13 protein-coding genes and 3 pseudogenes are annotated in these 17,163 nt (G+C 37.1%); 15 read left to right on the top strand and 1 reads right to left on the bottom strand.

Features of this window, described 5'->3' with window-relative positions:
- The first annotated feature begins 151 nt into the window (after positions 1-151).
- A pseudogene (locus G577_RS11575) lies at positions 152-627 on the top strand (gamma carbonic anhydrase family protein).
- Positions 628-695: 68 nt separating this feature from the next.
- Here G577_RS11575 and clpP read toward each other — a convergent pair.
- Complete coding sequence (clpP, locus tag G577_RS0110730; RefSeq protein WP_081675774.1) at positions 696-1,301, bottom strand: ATP-dependent Clp endopeptidase proteolytic subunit ClpP; 606 nt, start codon at positions 1,299-1,301, stop codon at positions 696-698.
- Between the two features lie 166 nt (positions 1,302-1,467).
- On the opposite strand from clpP, the gene G577_RS0110725 reads away from it, so the two are divergent.
- The 14 genes and pseudogenes from G577_RS0110725 to G577_RS12755 form a co-directional block, all read left to right on the top strand.
- Entirely contained in the window at positions 1,468-1,986 is a 519-nt protein-coding gene (locus G577_RS0110725; RefSeq protein ID WP_028791158.1) for a hypothetical protein, read from the top strand.
- A gap of 93 nt (positions 1,987-2,079) precedes the next feature.
- Positions 2,080-2,817, top strand: a complete 738-nt coding sequence (locus G577_RS0110720) for a glycerophosphodiester phosphodiesterase family protein (protein WP_028791157.1) — start codon at positions 2,080-2,082, stop codon at positions 2,815-2,817.
- A complete protein-coding gene (gene miaA / locus G577_RS0110715; protein ID WP_028791156.1) occupies positions 2,814-3,725 on the top strand; it encodes a tRNA (adenosine(37)-N6)-dimethylallyltransferase MiaA in 912 nt (303 codons plus the stop codon). Before G577_RS0110720 ends, miaA begins: the two co-directional genes overlap by 4 nt.
- 1 nt (position 3,726) lies before the next feature.
- On the top strand, positions 3,727-4,971 hold the full coding sequence (gene hflX / locus G577_RS0110710; protein WP_028791155.1) for a GTPase HflX: 1,245 nt from the start codon (positions 3,727-3,729) through the stop codon (positions 4,969-4,971).
- 128 nt (positions 4,972-5,099) lie between these two features.
- Complete coding sequence (locus tag G577_RS0110705; protein WP_028791154.1) at positions 5,100-5,486, top strand: MerR family transcriptional regulator; 387 nt, start codon at positions 5,100-5,102, stop codon at positions 5,484-5,486.
- A 50-nt stretch (positions 5,487-5,536) separates the two neighbouring features.
- A complete protein-coding gene (gene glnA / locus G577_RS0110700) occupies positions 5,537-6,877 on the top strand; it encodes a type I glutamate--ammonia ligase (RefSeq protein ID WP_028791153.1) in 1,341 nt (446 codons plus the stop codon).
- Positions 6,878-7,056: 179 nt separating this feature from the next.
- Entirely contained in the window at positions 7,057-8,664 is a 1,608-nt protein-coding gene (locus G577_RS0110695; RefSeq protein ID WP_028791152.1) for a CTP synthase, read from the top strand.
- A gap of 407 nt (positions 8,665-9,071) precedes the next feature.
- Entirely contained in the window at positions 9,072-9,941 is an 870-nt protein-coding gene (locus G577_RS0110690) for a class II fructose-bisphosphate aldolase (protein WP_028791151.1), read from the top strand.
- Positions 9,942-10,063: 122 nt separating this feature from the next.
- Positions 10,064-11,329: a UDP-N-acetylglucosamine 1-carboxyvinyltransferase gene (locus G577_RS0110685; protein WP_028791150.1), complete on the top strand. Its 1,266-nt coding sequence runs from the start codon at positions 10,064-10,066 to the stop codon at positions 11,327-11,329.
- Positions 11,326-12,621, top strand: coding sequence for a transcription termination factor Rho (gene rho / locus G577_RS0110680; protein ID WP_028791149.1), 1,296 nt, complete (start codon positions 11,326-11,328; stop codon positions 12,619-12,621). Before G577_RS0110685 ends, rho begins: the two co-directional genes overlap by 4 nt.
- 125 nt (positions 12,622-12,746) lie before the next feature.
- Positions 12,747-13,010, top strand: a complete 264-nt coding sequence (locus G577_RS0110675) for a type B 50S ribosomal protein L31 (protein ID WP_028791148.1) — start codon at positions 12,747-12,749, stop codon at positions 13,008-13,010.
- Between the two features lie 326 nt (positions 13,011-13,336).
- Positions 13,337-13,987: a GntR family transcriptional regulator gene (locus G577_RS0110670; protein ID WP_028791147.1), complete on the top strand. Its 651-nt coding sequence runs from the start codon at positions 13,337-13,339 to the stop codon at positions 13,985-13,987.
- An 88-nt stretch (positions 13,988-14,075) separates the two neighbouring features.
- Positions 14,076-15,359: pseudogene (locus tag G577_RS11570) on the top strand (quaternary amine ABC transporter ATP-binding protein).
- Positions 15,352-17,163: pseudogene (locus tag G577_RS12755) on the top strand (ABC transporter permease/substrate binding protein); the annotation flags it as partial. The pseudogenes G577_RS11570 and G577_RS12755, both read left to right, overlap by 8 nt.

Genomic DNA, 17,163 nt, shown 5'->3' with positions numbered 1-17,163 from the left:
TTATTGATTAAAAGATTCTAGTTTCTTTAAACAATCAATATTATCTACATAGGAAATCTTGCTTTATTAAGAACGGGGGAGTTTAAGTTTATCAAAAGAACCTTTATTTATGATTAAAGGTTTTTAGCTAAATTGAAAGAAGGGAAAAATAATGAAAAATTTTATTGCAAAAAATGCGACTATTGTAGGCGATGTTACTTTAGACACAGAGGTTACTGTTTGGTTTAATAGTGTTCTTCGTGGGGGGATGGGATTACGCCCCTATTATTATCGGTGATTCATGTGGACTATGATGCTCCTTGTGAGGTGGGTAATAATATCACAGTAGACCATCAATGTTTGCTGCATGATTGTAAAGTTAAAGATGGCGTTTTAATCGGCATGGGATCTATTGTTATGAATAATAAAGTAGTGGAGGAAAACAGTATGGTTGGCGCAGGTTCTTTAGTCACGCAAGGAACCGTTATTCCGCCTAATTCTCTAGCTTTAGGTCGTCCAGCAAAAGTGATCCGAGAATTAACGCTGGAAGAAATCAAAGCTAATAAAGAAAATGTGGATCATTATTGCCAATTAGGACGAGATTATCTAAATGGAAAATACCTTAAATATGAAAATAGGAGTGAATAATATCGATAAGCAAAAAAGCCATTGCCTTCACTAAATTTAGTCAAGACAATGGCACGTTTATTTATTGTTTATTTGTTAGTCATAATTTCATCAATCAAACCATATTCTTTTGCTTCTTCAGCAGACATATAGTTATCACGATCGGTATCGCGTTCAATGACATCGATTGGTTGACCTGTACGTTCAGCCAAGATTTCGTTTAAACGATCCCGGGTTCTTAAGATATGACGAGCAGCGATATCAACATCACTTGCTTGCCCTTGAGCACCACCTAATGGTTGGTGAATCAAAATTTCAGCATTTGGTAAAGCAAAACGTTTGCCTTTGGTACCAGCTGTTAGTAAGAAGCTTCCCATAGAAGCGGCCATACCAAGAACGATCGTTTGCACGTCTGCTTTGACAAAGTTAATTGTATCATAAATCGCAAAGCCAGCTGTAACACTACCACCTGGTGAATTAATATAAAGATAAATATCTTTCTCGGAATCTTGCGCATCTAAAAATAGTAGTTGCGAGATAATGGAGTTAGATAAATCGTCAGTGACTTCGCCACTTAACATAATAATGCGGTCTTTTAATAAGCGAGAATAAATATCATACGCTCTTTCTCCGCGAGATGATTGTTCAATGACTGTTGGAATCAAATTCATATAATGTTCCTTCCTTTCGTTCATAGAAAATTTTGACGTTTAAATAATATTATATCACGTCAAATAAACTTTTTCTAATAGCTAGTATACACACTTGGTCAATAAAGGTCAAATATAAAACCTTGGATATAAAAGAAAAAATTTGGTAAGATAAAATCATTAGTAACGATTAAACGAGGGGGCAAGTTAGATGAGAGTGTTTTTTGTAGGTCTATTAGGAGTTTTGATTGGTGCACTTGTGGTAACCATTGCATTTAATTTACGTATACGATTTGATCAACGTAAGGATGAAAGACGACGTTTGCTTGAGCATAAAGTCAAAGAGATTGAAACATTAGTATTATTAAATAAAAAAGTAGTAGAAATTTTAGATAAACGTGTCATTATGATGGAACAATATACTAGTTTTAATGCTTTTGATGATTGTTATATTACGGTAGATGATTATATCTATTTGCATTCGTTTGCGGCGCAAAATAGTTTTTATTTACCGAATTATTTTTTGGATGAGTTTTTCAAAAGAATCGCTACACGTAAAGTCGTTCTATCTCCTGAAGAAACAGTTCAAATTGGAGGATACACATTTAAAGGAGCACGCATGTTAGTCGAAGAACTCTCTGATGAATTAACGGAAATGATTTATGAAAAGAAAAATGAAATGAAAAAATTAAGCGACGAACCACTAACTTACTTTTCCAAACCATTATAAAGGATAAAAGAAGCGAGTGTTTTCCTGGCTTCTTTATCTTTTTTGTTGATTTTTTCTATACGTGTTACAATAGCTCTGATTGGAGTGAGTTCGATGAAAATTTTTGCTCATAGAGGAGCCAGTGGAACAAGGCCAGAGAATACCCTGCCTTCTTTTGCTGAAGCAATTCGAGCGGGCGCTGAAGGAATTGAATTAGACGTTCAATTGACCAAAGACGATGAGATTGTTGTTATGCACGATGAACAAGTCAATCGTACGACAAACGGCAAAGGTGCTATTAAGGATAAAACACTTAAAGAAATAAAAGCACTAAATGCAGGAAGTTGGTTTGATGACAAATACGACTCAACCAAAGTTCCTACACTTAAAGAGGTAGTCGACTTATTTATCGCTCGAAATTACCGAGGAATTGTAGAAATCGAATTGAAAACAAGTGTTGAAGAATATCCTGGTATTGAAGAAAAAGTTTCAAATCTCATGACCAGCCAAGAATGGCCGTTTACTTATTGGTATTGTAGTATGAACGTGGATACTTTGGAGCGGATTCATAAACTTGAGCCTAAAACGCGTATAGATCTTGTCATGGTTGATTCAGAAGAAGCTCCGACGATGGCTTTAGATCGTTCTTATATTAAAGGAATCCACCCACGAACTGACTGGGCGTTAGATCATGACGCAGAAGTTCCTAATTATCCTATTGATGTTCGTCCTTGGATAGTTAATGATGAAGAAACACTAGCTAAAGTTATGGATTTGCGAGTAGCTGGTGTATTTTCAGATTACCCAGAAAAAATGTTATCGGCTAAGAAAAGGAATCAGCAAAGAACATGAAAAAAGTGTTAGTTATTGCAGGTCCAACAGCTGTAGGAAAAACTGCACTTAGTATTCGTCTAGCTCAGCAATTTAATGGGGAAGTAATCAGTGGAGACTCTATGCAAATTTACCGTGGCTTAAATATAGGTACGGCTAAAATTACAGAAGAGGAAAAACAAGGTATTTGTCACCATTTAATTGATATTTGTGATATTGGAGAGCAATATTCTGTGGCCGATTTTCAAACACAGGCTAGACAAAAAATTGCTGAAATATACCGTAGAGGAAAGTTACCTATTCTTGTAGGAGGGACTGGCTTATATATTCAATCTCTCCTTTATGATTATCAATTAGGTGCTCAAAAAAAAGACGAAAGTATTCGTCAAAAATATGAAAACTTCGCTCAAGATAAAGGAACTGAAGCACTTTTTGCACTATTGCAAGAAAAGGACCCCTTAGCAGCCACAAAGATCCATATGAATAATCAGCGCAAAGTTATTCGCGCACTAGAAGTGATGGAAACAACAGGAGAAAGTATCACTGCTCCTAAAAAAAAGCCAGAAAAATTATACGATAGTTTTATGATCGGTCTAAGCACAGAGCGGTCTGTTTTATATGAAAGAATAAATCAACGCGTAGAAGATATGATACAAAAGGGTTTACTACAAGAGGCTGAATTTGTTAGACGCTTTCCTGAGAGTCAAGCAGCTAAAGGGATCGGCTATAAAGAATTCCTCCCTTACTTTTCCGGCGAACAGACGTTAACTGAAATAAAAGAACAGATTAAAAGAAATTCAAGACGTTACGCCAAAAGGCAGCTTACTTGGTTTTACAATCGCATGTCTTTTTGTTGGTTTGACTTACTCGAAAATCCTGAAGCATTTACAAAGATAGAAAATGAAGTATGTCATTGGTTGGAGGTGTGAAATGACAAAAAAAGAGCGAGTCGTTTTAGTTGGATTAAAAACCGCGGAAAATTATCTTACCTTTGACGATTCTATGGCAGAGTTAGCTAATTTGGCAAAAACAGCACATGGAGAAGTTATTACAACTGTCGAACAAAATCGAGATCAAGTCGATCATCAGACAATTATCGGCAAGGGGAAAATGGAAGAATTGCGACAAATTATTGATAAGGAAAACATTGATTTAGTCATTTTTAACCGTGCATTAACACCACGTCAAGGACAAATCGTTGAAAATTTCTTGGAAACACCAACGATTGATCGTATCCAATTAATCTTAGACATTTTTGCTAAGCGTGCCCGTTCTAAAGAAGGAAAATTACAAGTTGAATTGGCCCAATTAGAATACTCATTTCCTCGAATTATTGGACAAGGGAAGACTTTGTCTCGCTTAGGCGGTGGTATCGGAACTAGAGGCCCTGGTGAAACGAAATTAGAGACAGACCGTCGTTTAATTCGTAAAAAAATGACAAGCATTCGTCAGGAGTTAAAAGAAGTCGAAGAGCATCGCCGACGTACGCGTCAACAACGAAATGAACAAGAAGTATATCAAATTGGTCTAGTTGGATATACGAACGCAGGAAAATCGACATTATTAAATTTATTGACTAGTGCAAACACTTATGAAAAAGATCAGCTATTTGCTACATTAGATCCATTAACGAAAAAATGGCGTTTGCCTGATGGATTTGAAGTGACTGTGACAGATACTGTAGGTTTTATCCAAGATTTGCCAACTCAGTTGGTAGATGCTTTTCATTCTACTTTGGAAGAAAGTCAAAACATGGATTTAATTTTGCATGTAATAGATGCGTCTGCTGCTAATCGGCAACAACAAGAACAAACAGTACTCCAATTGATGGAGGACTTAAATTTGCGTCATGTTCCTGTTTTGGCAATTTATAATAAAGCGGATATAATTGACGAAAAGCAGTTTGTGCCTACGCAATATCCTCATGTGTTGCTTTCAGCCAATGATCCTGATAGTAAAGAGAAGCTTACAAACGCTATCCAATCTATTATGAAAGAAAAACTGCAACCTTATACTCTCGTTTTAGCTCCAGATGAAGGGCGCTTGTTAGAAAAACTGAAGGAAAACACATTAGTTATAACAACTGATTTTGATGAAAGCACTCAGCAATATGTGGTGAAAGGTTTTGCTAAAGAAAATTCTTTTGCCATTACGAAAATGAATCAAAAAAAGTAGCAGCAAAAGAGTTTTTTGTTGTTACTTTTTTTGTGTCAGGTTTTGTTACATAATTAGTTGACAGGTGCTCTAGCAATTGGTATAGTTACTAAGTAGATTGACCAACATCAGGAAAGAGGAGAAAGCGTATGAGTGAAAAAGAGCTACGACGTTCGTTGTCTGTTTTTCCAATTGGTACAGTCATGAAGTTAACGGATTTAACAGCTCGACAAATTCGTTACTATGAAGAACAAGACTTGATTCATCCAGAAAGAAGCGAAGGGAACCGACGCTTATATTCTTTAAATGATATTGATGTATTGCTTGAAATTAAAGACTATCTTGCTGAAGGACTCAATATGGCAGGAATAAAGCATGTATATAAAAAGCAAAAAGAAGAAGAAAAAAAGGCCAAGAGCAAGCAACCACTTACAGATAAAGATGTTAGGCGTATCTTTTACGATGAAATCCTTTCACAAGGTGGATTAAGTCAAAAAAGCCAAAATCCATTTGGTATGAAAGGCCCCCAATTGTAAGAGACAGGTTTACTACTAAAAAACCGCGGAAAAAGGAAGGAAAAATTTTTATGCCCAAAGTAGACTATACTGCAGAAGAAATCAAAGAGATTGCTCAAAACGAGAATGTCCGGTTTTTACGTTTAATGTTTACCGACGTTAGCGGTATGATAAAAAATGTAGAAGTTCCGATTAGTCAGATTGATAAAGTTTTAGATCATAAGATGATGTTTGATGGTTCTTCTATTGAAGGATTTGTACGCATTGAAGAAAGTGATATGTACCTATATCCTGATTTAACCACTTGGATGATTTTTCCATGGGAAGCTGAGCACGGCAAAGTTGCTCGTTTAATCTGTGATATCTATAATTCAGATGGAACGCCTTTTGCAGGGGATCCGCGGGGGAATTTAAAACGTGTCTTGTCTCGTATGCAAGAGTTAGGTTTCACCTCTTTTGAACTAGGACCAGAACCCGAGTTTTTCTTATTTCAATTGGATAAAGACGAAAATATTACGACAAACTTAAATGATCATGGAGGATATTTTGACTTTGCTCCTATGGATTTAGGCGAAAATTGTCGCCGAGATATCGTGCTAGAATTAGAAAAACTTGGGTTTGAAGTAGAAGCTTCTCATCACGAAGCAGCTCCGGGGCAGCATGAAATTGATTTTAAATATGCGGATGCGATTGATGCATGTGATAATATCCAAACTTTTAAATTAGTAGTAAAAACGATCGCCCGAGAATATGGATTACATGCGACTTTCATGCCTAAACCGATGGATGGTATTGCTGGATCGGGTATGCATTGTAATATGTCTTTATTTAAAGGAGAACAAAACGCTTTTTACGATGAAAGTGGTGAAATGGAGCTAAGTACTACAGCTTACCAATTTTTGGCAGGGCTAATCAAACATGCACGTGCTTATACTGCTGTTTGTGATCCAACAGTAAATTCTTATAAACGCTTAGTGCCTGGATATGAAGCACCGGTGCATGTAGCGTGGTCTGGACATAATCGTTCGCCTTTAATTCGTGTTCCTTCTTCACGTGGAATGTCTACACGCTTAGAATTGCGCTCCGTCGATCCATCAGCTAATCCTTATTTAGCATCAGCTACTTTAGTTGAGGCTGGGCTTGATGGAATACAAAATGAATTAGTCCCACCAGAAGAAGTGAGTCGTAACATTTATGTGATGTCAGAAGAAGAACGGACAAAAGCTCAAATCTTTGATTTACCTTCGACCTTGCATAATGCGTTAAAAGAATTAAAAGATGACTCGGTTATCATTGAAGCGTTAGGGTCTCACATTTATGAAAACTTTCTTGAGGCCAAACAAATGGAATGGTCCGCCTTTAGGCAGACAGTATCAGAATGGGAAAGAAAGCAATACTTGGAACTTTATTAATAAAAACAAGAATAAAGATTGACTTTCTCAAACGAACGAGGTAATATTTTGTCTGGGCGCTCTTATAGTAAAGAGCTATGATCGTTTTAGAAAAAATAAAGCTCCCTATTCAATTCGAATAGGGAGTTTTATTTTATTTCTAAATGTGGCACCTGAAAAAAGATAAGGAGTTTTTAATTATGACCAAATACATTTTCGTAACTGGCGGCGTTGTTTCATCTATTGGAAAAGGAATTGTAGCTGCTTCATTAGGACGTTTATTGAAAAATCGAGGATTAAAAGTAACCATTCAAAAATTCGATCCTTACATTAATGTCGACCCAGGAACGATGAGCCCATACCAACACGGCGAAGTATTTGTAACTGACGATGGGGCAGAAACAGATTTAGACTTAGGACATTATGAACGATTCATTGATATAAATTTGAACCAGTATTCTAATGTGACGACTGGAAAAGTTTATTCTGAAGTCATTCGCAAAGAAAGAAAAGGCGAATATTTAGGGGGGACTGTCCAAGTAATTCCTCATATTACAAACGAAATTAAAGAAAAAATTATGCGAGCTGCTAATATGACCGATTCTGATGTGATCATAACAGAAGTTGGGGGTACAGTAGGTGATATCGAGTCTTTACCTTTTCTAGAAGCATTACGACAAATGAAAGGAGATGTCGGTGCTGACAATGTTTTATATGTTCATACGACATTAATTCCTTATTTAAAAACGGCAGGCGAAATGAAAACAAAACCCACACAACATAGTGTAAAAGAACTACGTGGTTTAGGTATTCAACCGAATCTATTGGTAGTAAGAACAGAAGAACCTATTGATCAAAGTACGAAAAATAAACTCGCTCAATTTTGTGATGTGGCGCCAGAAGCTGTGATTGAATCATTAGATGTCGAAACATTGTATTCCATTCCGATGAATTTACAAAAACAAGGGATGGACCAGATTGTTTTGGATCATTTAAAGTTAGATGCGCCAGAAGCTGATATGAGTGAGTGGCAAGGATTGATCGACCGGGTATTAAATTTGAAAAAAACAGTACGTATTGCTCTAATAGGAAAATATGTTGAACTACCGGATGCTTATCTTTCATTGATGGAGGCATTAAAGCATGGAGGATTTGCTCACGATGCTAAAGTACAAATTGATTTGATGAATTCTGCTGAAATTACAGAAGAGAATGTGGCAGAACAACTACAAGATGCAGATGGCATTTTGGTTCCAGGTGGTTTTGGTGATCGCGGAATTGAAGGTAAGATCGCTACGATCCGTTATGCTCGAGAAAATGATATTCCATTTTTAGGCATTTGTTTAGGCATGCAGATGGCTTGTGTTGAATTCGCACGAAATGTCATAGGATTAGAAAATGCGAATACAACGGAAAGAGATCCCTATACACCACATAACGTTATTGATCTTATGGTCGAACAAAAAGGTGTAGAAGACATGGGAGGGACATTACGCTTAGGCCTTTATCCTTGCAAAATTCAAGAAGGAACCCAAACAGCACAAGCTTATCAAGAAGAAGTTGTACAAGAGCGACATCGTCATCGTTATGAATTTAATAACGAGTATCGTGATATTTTTGCAGAAAACGGCATGATTTTCTCAGGAGTTTCTCCAGATAATCATCTAGCAGAAATCGTAGAAATTCCTACGAATAAATTCTTTATTGGATGCCAATTCCATCCAGAATTAATCTCACGACCTAACCGTCCGCAAAGACTAATAAAAGCTTTTGTAGGTGCTGCAATGGGAACAAAAGAAGAAGTTTAAGAAAGTAAAAAAAGCTCGAATAACTTACTGCTTTTCGAGCTTTTTTATTGTCGAATGAGCACTAAAAAGGAGTTCTGATGTTCATTCAGCAGTCGAATGAACATTAAAAAACCAAAGTAATGTTCAATCAGTAGTCGAATGAACATTAAAAAGGTAAAGTAATGTCCATTCAGATACTGAATGAACACTGAAAAGAGAATATAATGTTCATTCAATAATAAAAGAAAAGAACGAGCAATTTTTCCGAAAATTTTCTCCAATTATGACTTTCAAAGTGCAAAAAAATTGCAAAATCGATAGAAACTACCAGATTTAGTAGAAAAAAGTCAAATAATTTGCTAAAATAAAGTTGTTGGACAAGCAAGGCTTGAAAAAAATGTTTTATTAAAACTTAGGAGGAAACTATTATGCCATTAGTATCAGGCTCAGAAATTTTTAAGGAAGCACGTAAAAATGGATATGCAATCGGTGCGTATAACACAAATAATTTAGAATGGACACAAGCGATCCTTCAATCTGCGCAAGAAAAAAACGCACCAGTATTAATTCAAACTTCCATGGGCGCTGCAAAATACATGGGGGGCTATAAGTTAGTTGTTGATATGGTAAATAATTTAATCGAATCAATGAACATTACTGTTCCCGTAGTTCTTCACTTAGACCATGGGGAATATGAGCATGCATTAGAATGTATCGAAGCTGGTTATAGTTCAGTTATGTTTGATGGTTCTTCTCTTCCGTTTGACGAAAACTTAGCAAAAACGAAAGACGTTGTAGAAAGAGCACATGCTAAAGGTATGTCTGTTGAATGTGAAGTAGGAACTATTGGCGGAGAAGAAGATGGTATTGTTGGTACTGGCGAATTAGCTGATATTGACGAATGTATCCAAATGGTTAACACAGGAATTGACTTTTTAGCTTGTGGTATTGGAAATATTCATGGGGTATATCCTGAAAATTGGAAAGGCCTAGATTTTGATCATTTGCAAGCAATCACTGAAGCTGTAGGAAAAGATGTTCCATTAGTATTACACGGCGGTTCAGGAATTCCGCAAGATCAAATTGAAAGAGCTATTACAATGGGAATTTCCAAAGTAAATGTTAATACTGAATTCCAAATTGCATTTGCTAGAGCAACACGTCAATACATTGAAGAAGGCAAGGACCAAGAAGGTAAAGGTTTTGACCCTCGTAAATTATTAGCACCAGGTAAAGAAGCCATCATTAAAGAAGCGAAAAACCATATTGATTGGTTTGGTTCAACTAACAAAGCGTAAATTTTGTAATGGCACTCACGGATCATATGATTGATCCGTGAGTTTTTTAGCTTTTTTCCCATTCCGCGTTATGGTAGAATATATGCGGATTTAAACCAAATAATAACTAATAGGTGAAAAAGATGAAAAAAATTGAGATTCACGGCGCTCGTCCGTTGTCAGGTGAAGTTACTGTCAGTGGAGCTAAGAATAGTGCCGTAGCACTAATCCCCGCTGCGATTTTAGCAGACTCTCCAGTCACTTTAGAAGGTGTCCCTGATATCCAAGACGTTCACTCTCTAATAGAAATCCTCGAAATTATGGGTGTTAAAACGGCTTTTGCGAATAATCAACTAGAAATTGATCCAACCCATATCGTGTCAGTTCCAATGCCAAATGGAAAAATTAATAGTTTGCGTGCTTCTTATTATTTTATGGGGGCATTGTTAGGCAAGTTCGGTGAAGGTGTTGTAGGTTTGCCAGGTGGTTGTGATTTAGGCCCTCGTCCAATTAATTTACATATGAAAGGTTTTGAAACATTAGGTGCGCAAGTGACGAATGAACATGGTGCGATGTATTTGCGTACTCAAGAAAAGGGCCTGCAAGGAGATCGTATTTTCTTAGATATGGTCTCTATCGGAGCTACGATTAATATTATGTTAGCTGCGGTAAAAGCTAAAGGACGTACCATTATTGAAAATGCAGCAAAAGAGCCGGAAATTATTGATGTAGCTACGCTGTTAAATAATATGGGAGCCAAAGTTCGTGGAGCAGGCACCGATGAAATTCGTATTGAAGGTGTAGATCATTTACATGGTTGTCGCCATGCAATTATTCCAGATCGTATTGAAGCTGGAACTTATTTAGCTATAGCAGCTGCTTGTGGCGAAGGTGTTAAGATCAAAAATGTTATTTATGAACATTTAGATAGCTATATTTCTAAATTAGAAGAGATAGGCGTAGAGTTAGAAATTACCGAAGATACGATTTATGTTCCTAAAACACAACATTTGCAACCGACAGCCGTTAAAACTTACCCTTACCCAGGCTTACCAACTGATTTGCAACAGCCACTTACTTCTCTTTTGTTAAAAGCTAACGGAACTTCTGAAATTGTTGATACAATTTATTCTAAAAGAACCAACCATATCCCTGAATTAGTACGTATGGGAGCGCACGCTTCTATTGAAGGGAACACGATGATTGTAAATGGACCTAGCCAATTACATGGAGCAGAAGTTGAAGCCTCTGATTTGCGGGCTGGAGCTTGTTTGATTATTGCTGGTTTAATGGCTGAAGGAACAACTACAATTAGCAAGGTAGAATATATTTTACGCGGTTATGATCATATTATTGATAAACTAATCAATTTAGGCGCCGATATAGAAATGAAAGGGGAGACGAAATGAGCGATTATTTAACAATGGCGGAATTAGATAACATGACGTTAAAAGAAATTTATAATTATGCGCGAGATTTCAAGATTTCTTATTATAGTCAAATGAATAAAAAAGAGTTGTCATTTGCTGTTATTAGAGCACAAGCAGAAAAACAAGGATTCTTTTATATGGAAGGAATTCTAGACATTATTTCGCAAGATGGTTATGGTTTTTTACGTCCGATTAATTATGGACCGAGCGCAGAAGATATTTATATTTCTAATTCCCAAATTCGACGTTTTGGTTTGAGAAATGGTGATAAGGTGGCAGGTAAAGCGCGTCCACCAAAAGAGTCAGAACGATACTATGGGCTGATGCATGTAGAAAGTGTTAATGGTAAAAATCCAGAAGAAGCAAAAAAACGCCCTCACTTTCCAGCTTTAACCGCTCTTTATCCAGAAGAACCCTTTACTTTAGAAACCACTCCGGGTCGGGTGTCAACGCGAATAATGGACTTATTTTCCCCTGTAGGATTTGGACAACGTGGGCTCATTGTAGCTCCTCCAAAAGCAGGTAAAACGAGCATTTTAAAAGAAGTAGCTAATGGTATTACCGAAAACAATCCCGACGTTGAATTAATTGTTCTTTTAATTGACGAACGTCCCGAAGAAGTGACAGATTTAGAGCGAAGTGTCGATGGTGACGTTGTTTATTCTACTTTTGATTTACAGCCTAATAACCATACACGTGTATCTGAATTAGTTTTAGAACGGGCGATGCGTTTAGTAGAAGATAAACGGGATGTAGTTATTTTAATGGATAGTATTACCCGCTTAGCACGTGCATATAATTTGGTGGTACCTCCTAGTGGACGGACATTAAGTGGTGGGATTGATCCTGCTGCTTTGTACAAACCTAAAAAGTTTTTTGGTGCAGCTAGAAACATTGAAGAAGGCGGTAGCTTGACAATTTTATCTACCGCTCTAGTAGATACGGGTAGCCGGATGGACGACGTGATTTATGAAGAATTTAAAGGTACAGGGAATATGGAAATGCATCTTTCTCGACAACTAGCGGAACGACGCATCTTTCCGGCAATTGACCTTAAACGTTCTAGCACACGTAAAGAAGAACTATTAATGAGTCCAGAACAATTAGAAGAAACTTGGCGTTTGCGTAATAACATGCTAGGAGATTCCTTAGAATATACCGAACAATTTATCAATTTTTTAAAGAAAACCAAAACAAATCAAGAATTCCTCGATAGTTTCCAAGACGTTTCTTTTACGGACAAGAAAACCAAAAGAAGCAATAAAAGATAATTTTTTCAGTAGAAAAAGCTTATAAGAATGAATTGCATCCCATAATAAAAAATGTTAATATGTTCATGTTACAAAGAAATAACTCTGATTTAGTAAATAACTCAGGGCAAAGGAGAGTAGTCATTATGAGACAAAGTATTCATCCAGAATATCATCCAGTTGTATTTATGGATTCAACGACCGGATTTAAATTTTTGTCAGGTTCGACAAAAAGCTCAGATGAAACAATTGAATGGGAAGACGGAAACACTTACCCAGTTATTCGTGTGGAAGTTACTTCTGATTCCCATCCGTTTTACACTGGAAGACAAAAATTCACGCAAGCAGATGGCCCAGTAGACCGTTTCAACAAAAAGTACGGTTTCAAAGACGCCAATGCTGGCGAATAGTGAGAATGCTTATTTATCAGCTTTTGGAGGGTATCCTGGGCATAGGATATCCTCTTTTTTGCGTTTTGACCATACTTTTTTCTTCTTGGGAGTTATTCATAATATCAGTGCCTAGGTATTAAAATTACTAGGATATTCGGTATGATTTCCAAGAGGTCAATGTTTAAGAAAATAAATGTTGTCTTACAAGTTTTTAGCAATTTCTTTTATTTAGGAGTATTTTTAACTAGTTGTGATCATCGATAAGGCTGTTTCTTGCTTTCATTTGAATAACTATGTTATTATTTCTGCGCAATTACCATTAAAAAAGCTGGGAGAAGGGACTTATGGAAAAAAATGGAAAATCATCAAAACGAGTGACTTTGCCACGTTATCAACAAATAGCCGTAGAGATTGCTGACAGAATTGTTGAAGGTCGTTACAAAGTGGGTCAAAAAATTCATGCACGTTCTACTTTAGCAAGTAATTTTAGTGCTTCTTCTGAAACAGCCCGTAAAGCTATTAATGTCTTGATTGATTTAGGAATCATGGAAGCTCAACAGGGAAGCGGAACCTATGTATCTTCCAAAGAAAATGCGCAAATTTTTGTGGAAAAATACAAAAATGTTCAATCGATTCAAGAGATTCGGCAAGATCTCTTAGATAGTGTCCAACGGCAGAGAGAAGAATTAGATAATTTCTCCGACTCATTAGACGCTTTAGTTAACCAAACAAAAAAAGTACATGATATTTCAACTTTTGTTCCTTTTGAATTAAAACTGACCTCGGAAGCACAAGAGTTAGAAAGAAGTGTGTCAGACTTGCATATTTGGCAAAAGACAGGAGCTACGATTGTTGGTATTCAGACAGGTAAAGAATTACTTCTTTCTCCAGGACCTTACGCTAAGTTGAGTGCCAGAAATACGATTTATTTTATAGGAAATGAATTAAGCATGCAACGAATGAAACAACTCTTTTATCCAGAAGCGGAAGCATAAAAACTGTAATATAAAAAGCTATATTTTTTGACAAAGAGGCAACCTGGTGTTAGCATAGTGTAGGCATTTTATGTAACTTTCTGAAAATATGCTGAAAAGTAAGGAGTGTTTATTTTTGAGTACAAAGGTTCGGGTAGAGCATTTGACCAAAATATTTGGTCGAAGAACCCAATAAGCTCTTGAACAAGTAAAAGCTGGTAAATCCAAACAAGAAATTTTGGAAGAAACCGGCGCAACTGTAGGAGTCCATGATGTTAGTTTTGATGTAAATGAAGGCGAAGTCTTTGTCATTATGGGCTTATCGGGAAGTGGGAAATCCACTTTAATTCGTTTAATCAATCGTTTGATTGAACCAACTTCCGGCGAAGTTTATATTGATGATGAAGATATCTCGAAAATGTCCAAAGAGGATCTACGGGAAGTTCGTCGGACGAAACTCAATATGGTTTTCCAAAACTTTGGCCTTTTTCCGCAGCGAACTGTTTTAGAGAATACGGAATATGGCTTAGAAGTACGTGGGGTTGGTAAGGAAGAACGTCGACAAAAAGCCGAAGAGGCTTTGGATAATTCTGGTTTACTTTCAGTAAAAGACCAATATCCCAATCAGTTATCTGGAGGGATGCAACAACGTGTGGGTCTAGCACGGGCATTGGCTAACAATCCCGAAGTGTTATTAATGGACGAAGCTTTTTCGGCGTTGGATCCTTTGATTCGTCGCGATATGCAAGATGATTTATTGGATCTACAAGAAAAAATGCAAAAAACCATTATTTTCATTACGCATGATTTGAACGAAGCTTTACGTATTGGAGATCGCATTGCTTTGATGCGAGATGGAAAAATTATGCAAATCGGGACAGGCGAAGATATCTTGACTCATCCAGCCAATGATTTCGTTCGTGAATTTACCGAAGATATTGACCGTTCCAAGGTCTTAACAGCTGAAAATATTATGGAACCTGCTTTGACGATTAACGTAGAAGCCGACGGTCCCAATGTTGCTTTACAACGGATGCGGAAAGAAGAAATCAGTATGTTACTCGCTGTGGACCGCAAAAGGTATCTTAAAGGGAGCTTAACCGCGGAAGAGGCTTTAAACGCTCGTAAAAATGATAAGATGCTTAAAGAAGTGATAGATAAGAACGTACGAAAAGTGGAGAAAGATACCTTAGTCACGGATATCTTTGATATGATTTCAGACTCTGCTGCTCCCCTTGCTGTTGTGGATGAAGAAGATCGCGTTGTTGGTGTTGTGGTTCGTGGTAGCGTAATTGGTGCAATGACCGATATAGATACCAAGGACAATGACAGTCAGAGTACCACTGAAACCGAAGAAGCAGCGGATAAGGAAGGAGTGAGCGCTGATGCTTGATTTTCTACAAAATGAGATTCCTTTTTCAGAATGGGTAGATAATATTGTTGACTGGCTAACCGAACACTGGGCAGCATTTTTCTCATTCTTACAAACACTGGGACAAACGATAATGGATGGAATGACAACTGGCTTGTCATTTATACCCCCATTGCTTTTTATTGTATTAGTTACTATAGCTGCTTTTTTCCTTGGCGGCAAAAAATGGCAGTTACCGACATTTACATTCATTGGTTTATTGCTTATTTACAATCAAGGACTATGGTCTGACTTATTAAGTACTCTTACATTGGTTATTATTTCTAGTTTGATTTCGGTCATTATTGGTGTTCCTTCAGGGATTTTAATGTCAAAAAGCGAAATTGCCAAAAGTATTATTACACCAATACTTGACTTCATGCAGACCATGCCAGGTTTTGTTTATTTGATTCCAGCGGTAGCTTTCTTTGGTATCGGCATGGTGCCTGGGGTGTTTGCTTCAGTGATCTTCTCCTTGCCACCCACCGTACGAATGACCAACTTAGGGATTCGACAAGTGCCTACGGAATTAGTGGAAGCTTCAGATTCTTTTGGTGGTACTGCCTGGCAAAAGTTATTTAAATTAGAAATTCCTTTGGCTATGGGAAATATTTTTGCCGGTATTAACCAAACTTTAATGCTTGCATTGTCTATGGTTGTGATTGCTTCAATGATCGGAGCACCTGGACTTGGACAAGGCGTATTATCCGCTGTTCAACGTTCACAAGTAGGAAATGGGTTTGTTTACGGTATAGCTATCGTTATTTTGGCGATTATTATGGACCGGTTTACACAAAATCTGAATACAAGTAACAATAGTTCAAACGATGATTAAAAATAATTTCGTCTTCTATGAAGAATGAATAAAGAAGGTTTTCTATTTGTAAGTAATAAGCAAATAAAAAATCTTTTGGCAGTTTTTAATATTTATGAAAGGATGTTTTATTTTGAAGAAAAAGTTTGTAAGTATGTTGGCTCTAAGTTCGGTATTTTTATTAGCCGCGTGCAGTAATGGCGATGGGGGAAATGCAGAAGGTGGTGGTGACACTGTTGAATTATCTTATGTAGAATGGGATACAGAAGTTGCTTCCACAAACGTTGTAGCTCAAGTCTTAGAAGATATGGGTTATAATGTAAACATCACACCTTTAGATAATGCTGTAATGTGGGAAGCAGTAGCTAATGGTGAATCTGATGGTATGGTTGCAGGTTGGCTACCAGTGACTCACGAAGCACAATACGAAGAATTTGGAGACCAAGTGGAAGACTTAGGTCCAAACTTGCCAGACGCAGCTCAATTAGGAATTGTTGTACCTGAATATATGGATGTAGATTCAATTGAAGACTTGGATGACCAAGTACCAGACCAAGAAATTATCGGTATCGAACCAGGTGCTGGTGTAGTTGCTGCGGCTGAAGATACAGTAGATACTTATGATAACTTGTCTGATTGGGAAGTAACTCCTTCTTCTAGTGGTGCGATGACCTCACAATTGGGTAGTGCGATTCAAAATGAAGATCCAATTGTGATTACTGGTTGGTCGCCACATTGGATGTTCTCTCGTTACGATTTAAAATATCTTGAAGACCCAGAAGGAACCATGGGGGATGCTGAAAGTATTCATACAATGGTTCGCGAAGGGCTAGAAGATGACATGCCAGAGGTTTATAGCATATTGGATAACTTCGAATGGACCGAAGATGATATCAACGAAGTAATGCTAGAAATTGAAGATGGTACTGACCCAGAAGAAGCTGCTAGTGATTGGATTGAAGATAACCAAGA

The sequence above is a fragment of the Tetragenococcus muriaticus DSM 15685 genome (assembly GCF_000423785.1).
Classification (GTDB): domain Bacteria; phylum Bacillota; class Bacilli; order Lactobacillales; family Enterococcaceae; genus Tetragenococcus; species Tetragenococcus muriaticus.
The sequence above is the reverse complement of the archived record's forward strand: the minus strand, read 5'-3'. Positions and strand labels throughout refer to the sequence as shown.

Coding starts and splice junctions, on each gene's coding strand:
- clpP (WP_081675774.1), bottom strand. CDS start 1,301: ATGAACGAAAGGAAGGAACATTATATGAATTTGATTCCAACAGTCATT.
- G577_RS0110725 (WP_028791158.1), top strand. CDS start 1,468: ATGAGAGTGTTTTTTGTAGGTCTATTAGGAGTTTTGATTGGTGCACTT.
- G577_RS0110720 (WP_028791157.1), top strand. CDS start 2,080: ATGAAAATTTTTGCTCATAGAGGAGCCAGTGGAACAAGGCCAGAGAAT.
- miaA (WP_028791156.1), top strand. CDS start 2,814: ATGAAAAAAGTGTTAGTTATTGCAGGTCCAACAGCTGTAGGAAAAACT.
- hflX (WP_028791155.1), top strand. CDS start 3,727: ATGACAAAAAAAGAGCGAGTCGTTTTAGTTGGATTAAAAACCGCGGAA.
- G577_RS0110705 (WP_028791154.1), top strand. CDS start 5,100: ATGAGTGAAAAAGAGCTACGACGTTCGTTGTCTGTTTTTCCAATTGGT.
- glnA (WP_028791153.1), top strand. CDS start 5,537: ATGCCCAAAGTAGACTATACTGCAGAAGAAATCAAAGAGATTGCTCAA.
- G577_RS0110695 (WP_028791152.1), top strand. CDS start 7,057: ATGACCAAATACATTTTCGTAACTGGCGGCGTTGTTTCATCTATTGGA.
- G577_RS0110690 (WP_028791151.1), top strand. CDS start 9,072: ATGCCATTAGTATCAGGCTCAGAAATTTTTAAGGAAGCACGTAAAAAT.
- G577_RS0110685 (WP_028791150.1), top strand. CDS start 10,064: ATGAAAAAAATTGAGATTCACGGCGCTCGTCCGTTGTCAGGTGAAGTT.
- rho (WP_028791149.1), top strand. CDS start 11,326: ATGAGCGATTATTTAACAATGGCGGAATTAGATAACATGACGTTAAAA.
- G577_RS0110675 (WP_028791148.1), top strand. CDS start 12,747: ATGAGACAAAGTATTCATCCAGAATATCATCCAGTTGTATTTATGGAT.
- G577_RS0110670 (WP_028791147.1), top strand. CDS start 13,337: ATGGAAAAAAATGGAAAATCATCAAAACGAGTGACTTTGCCACGTTAT.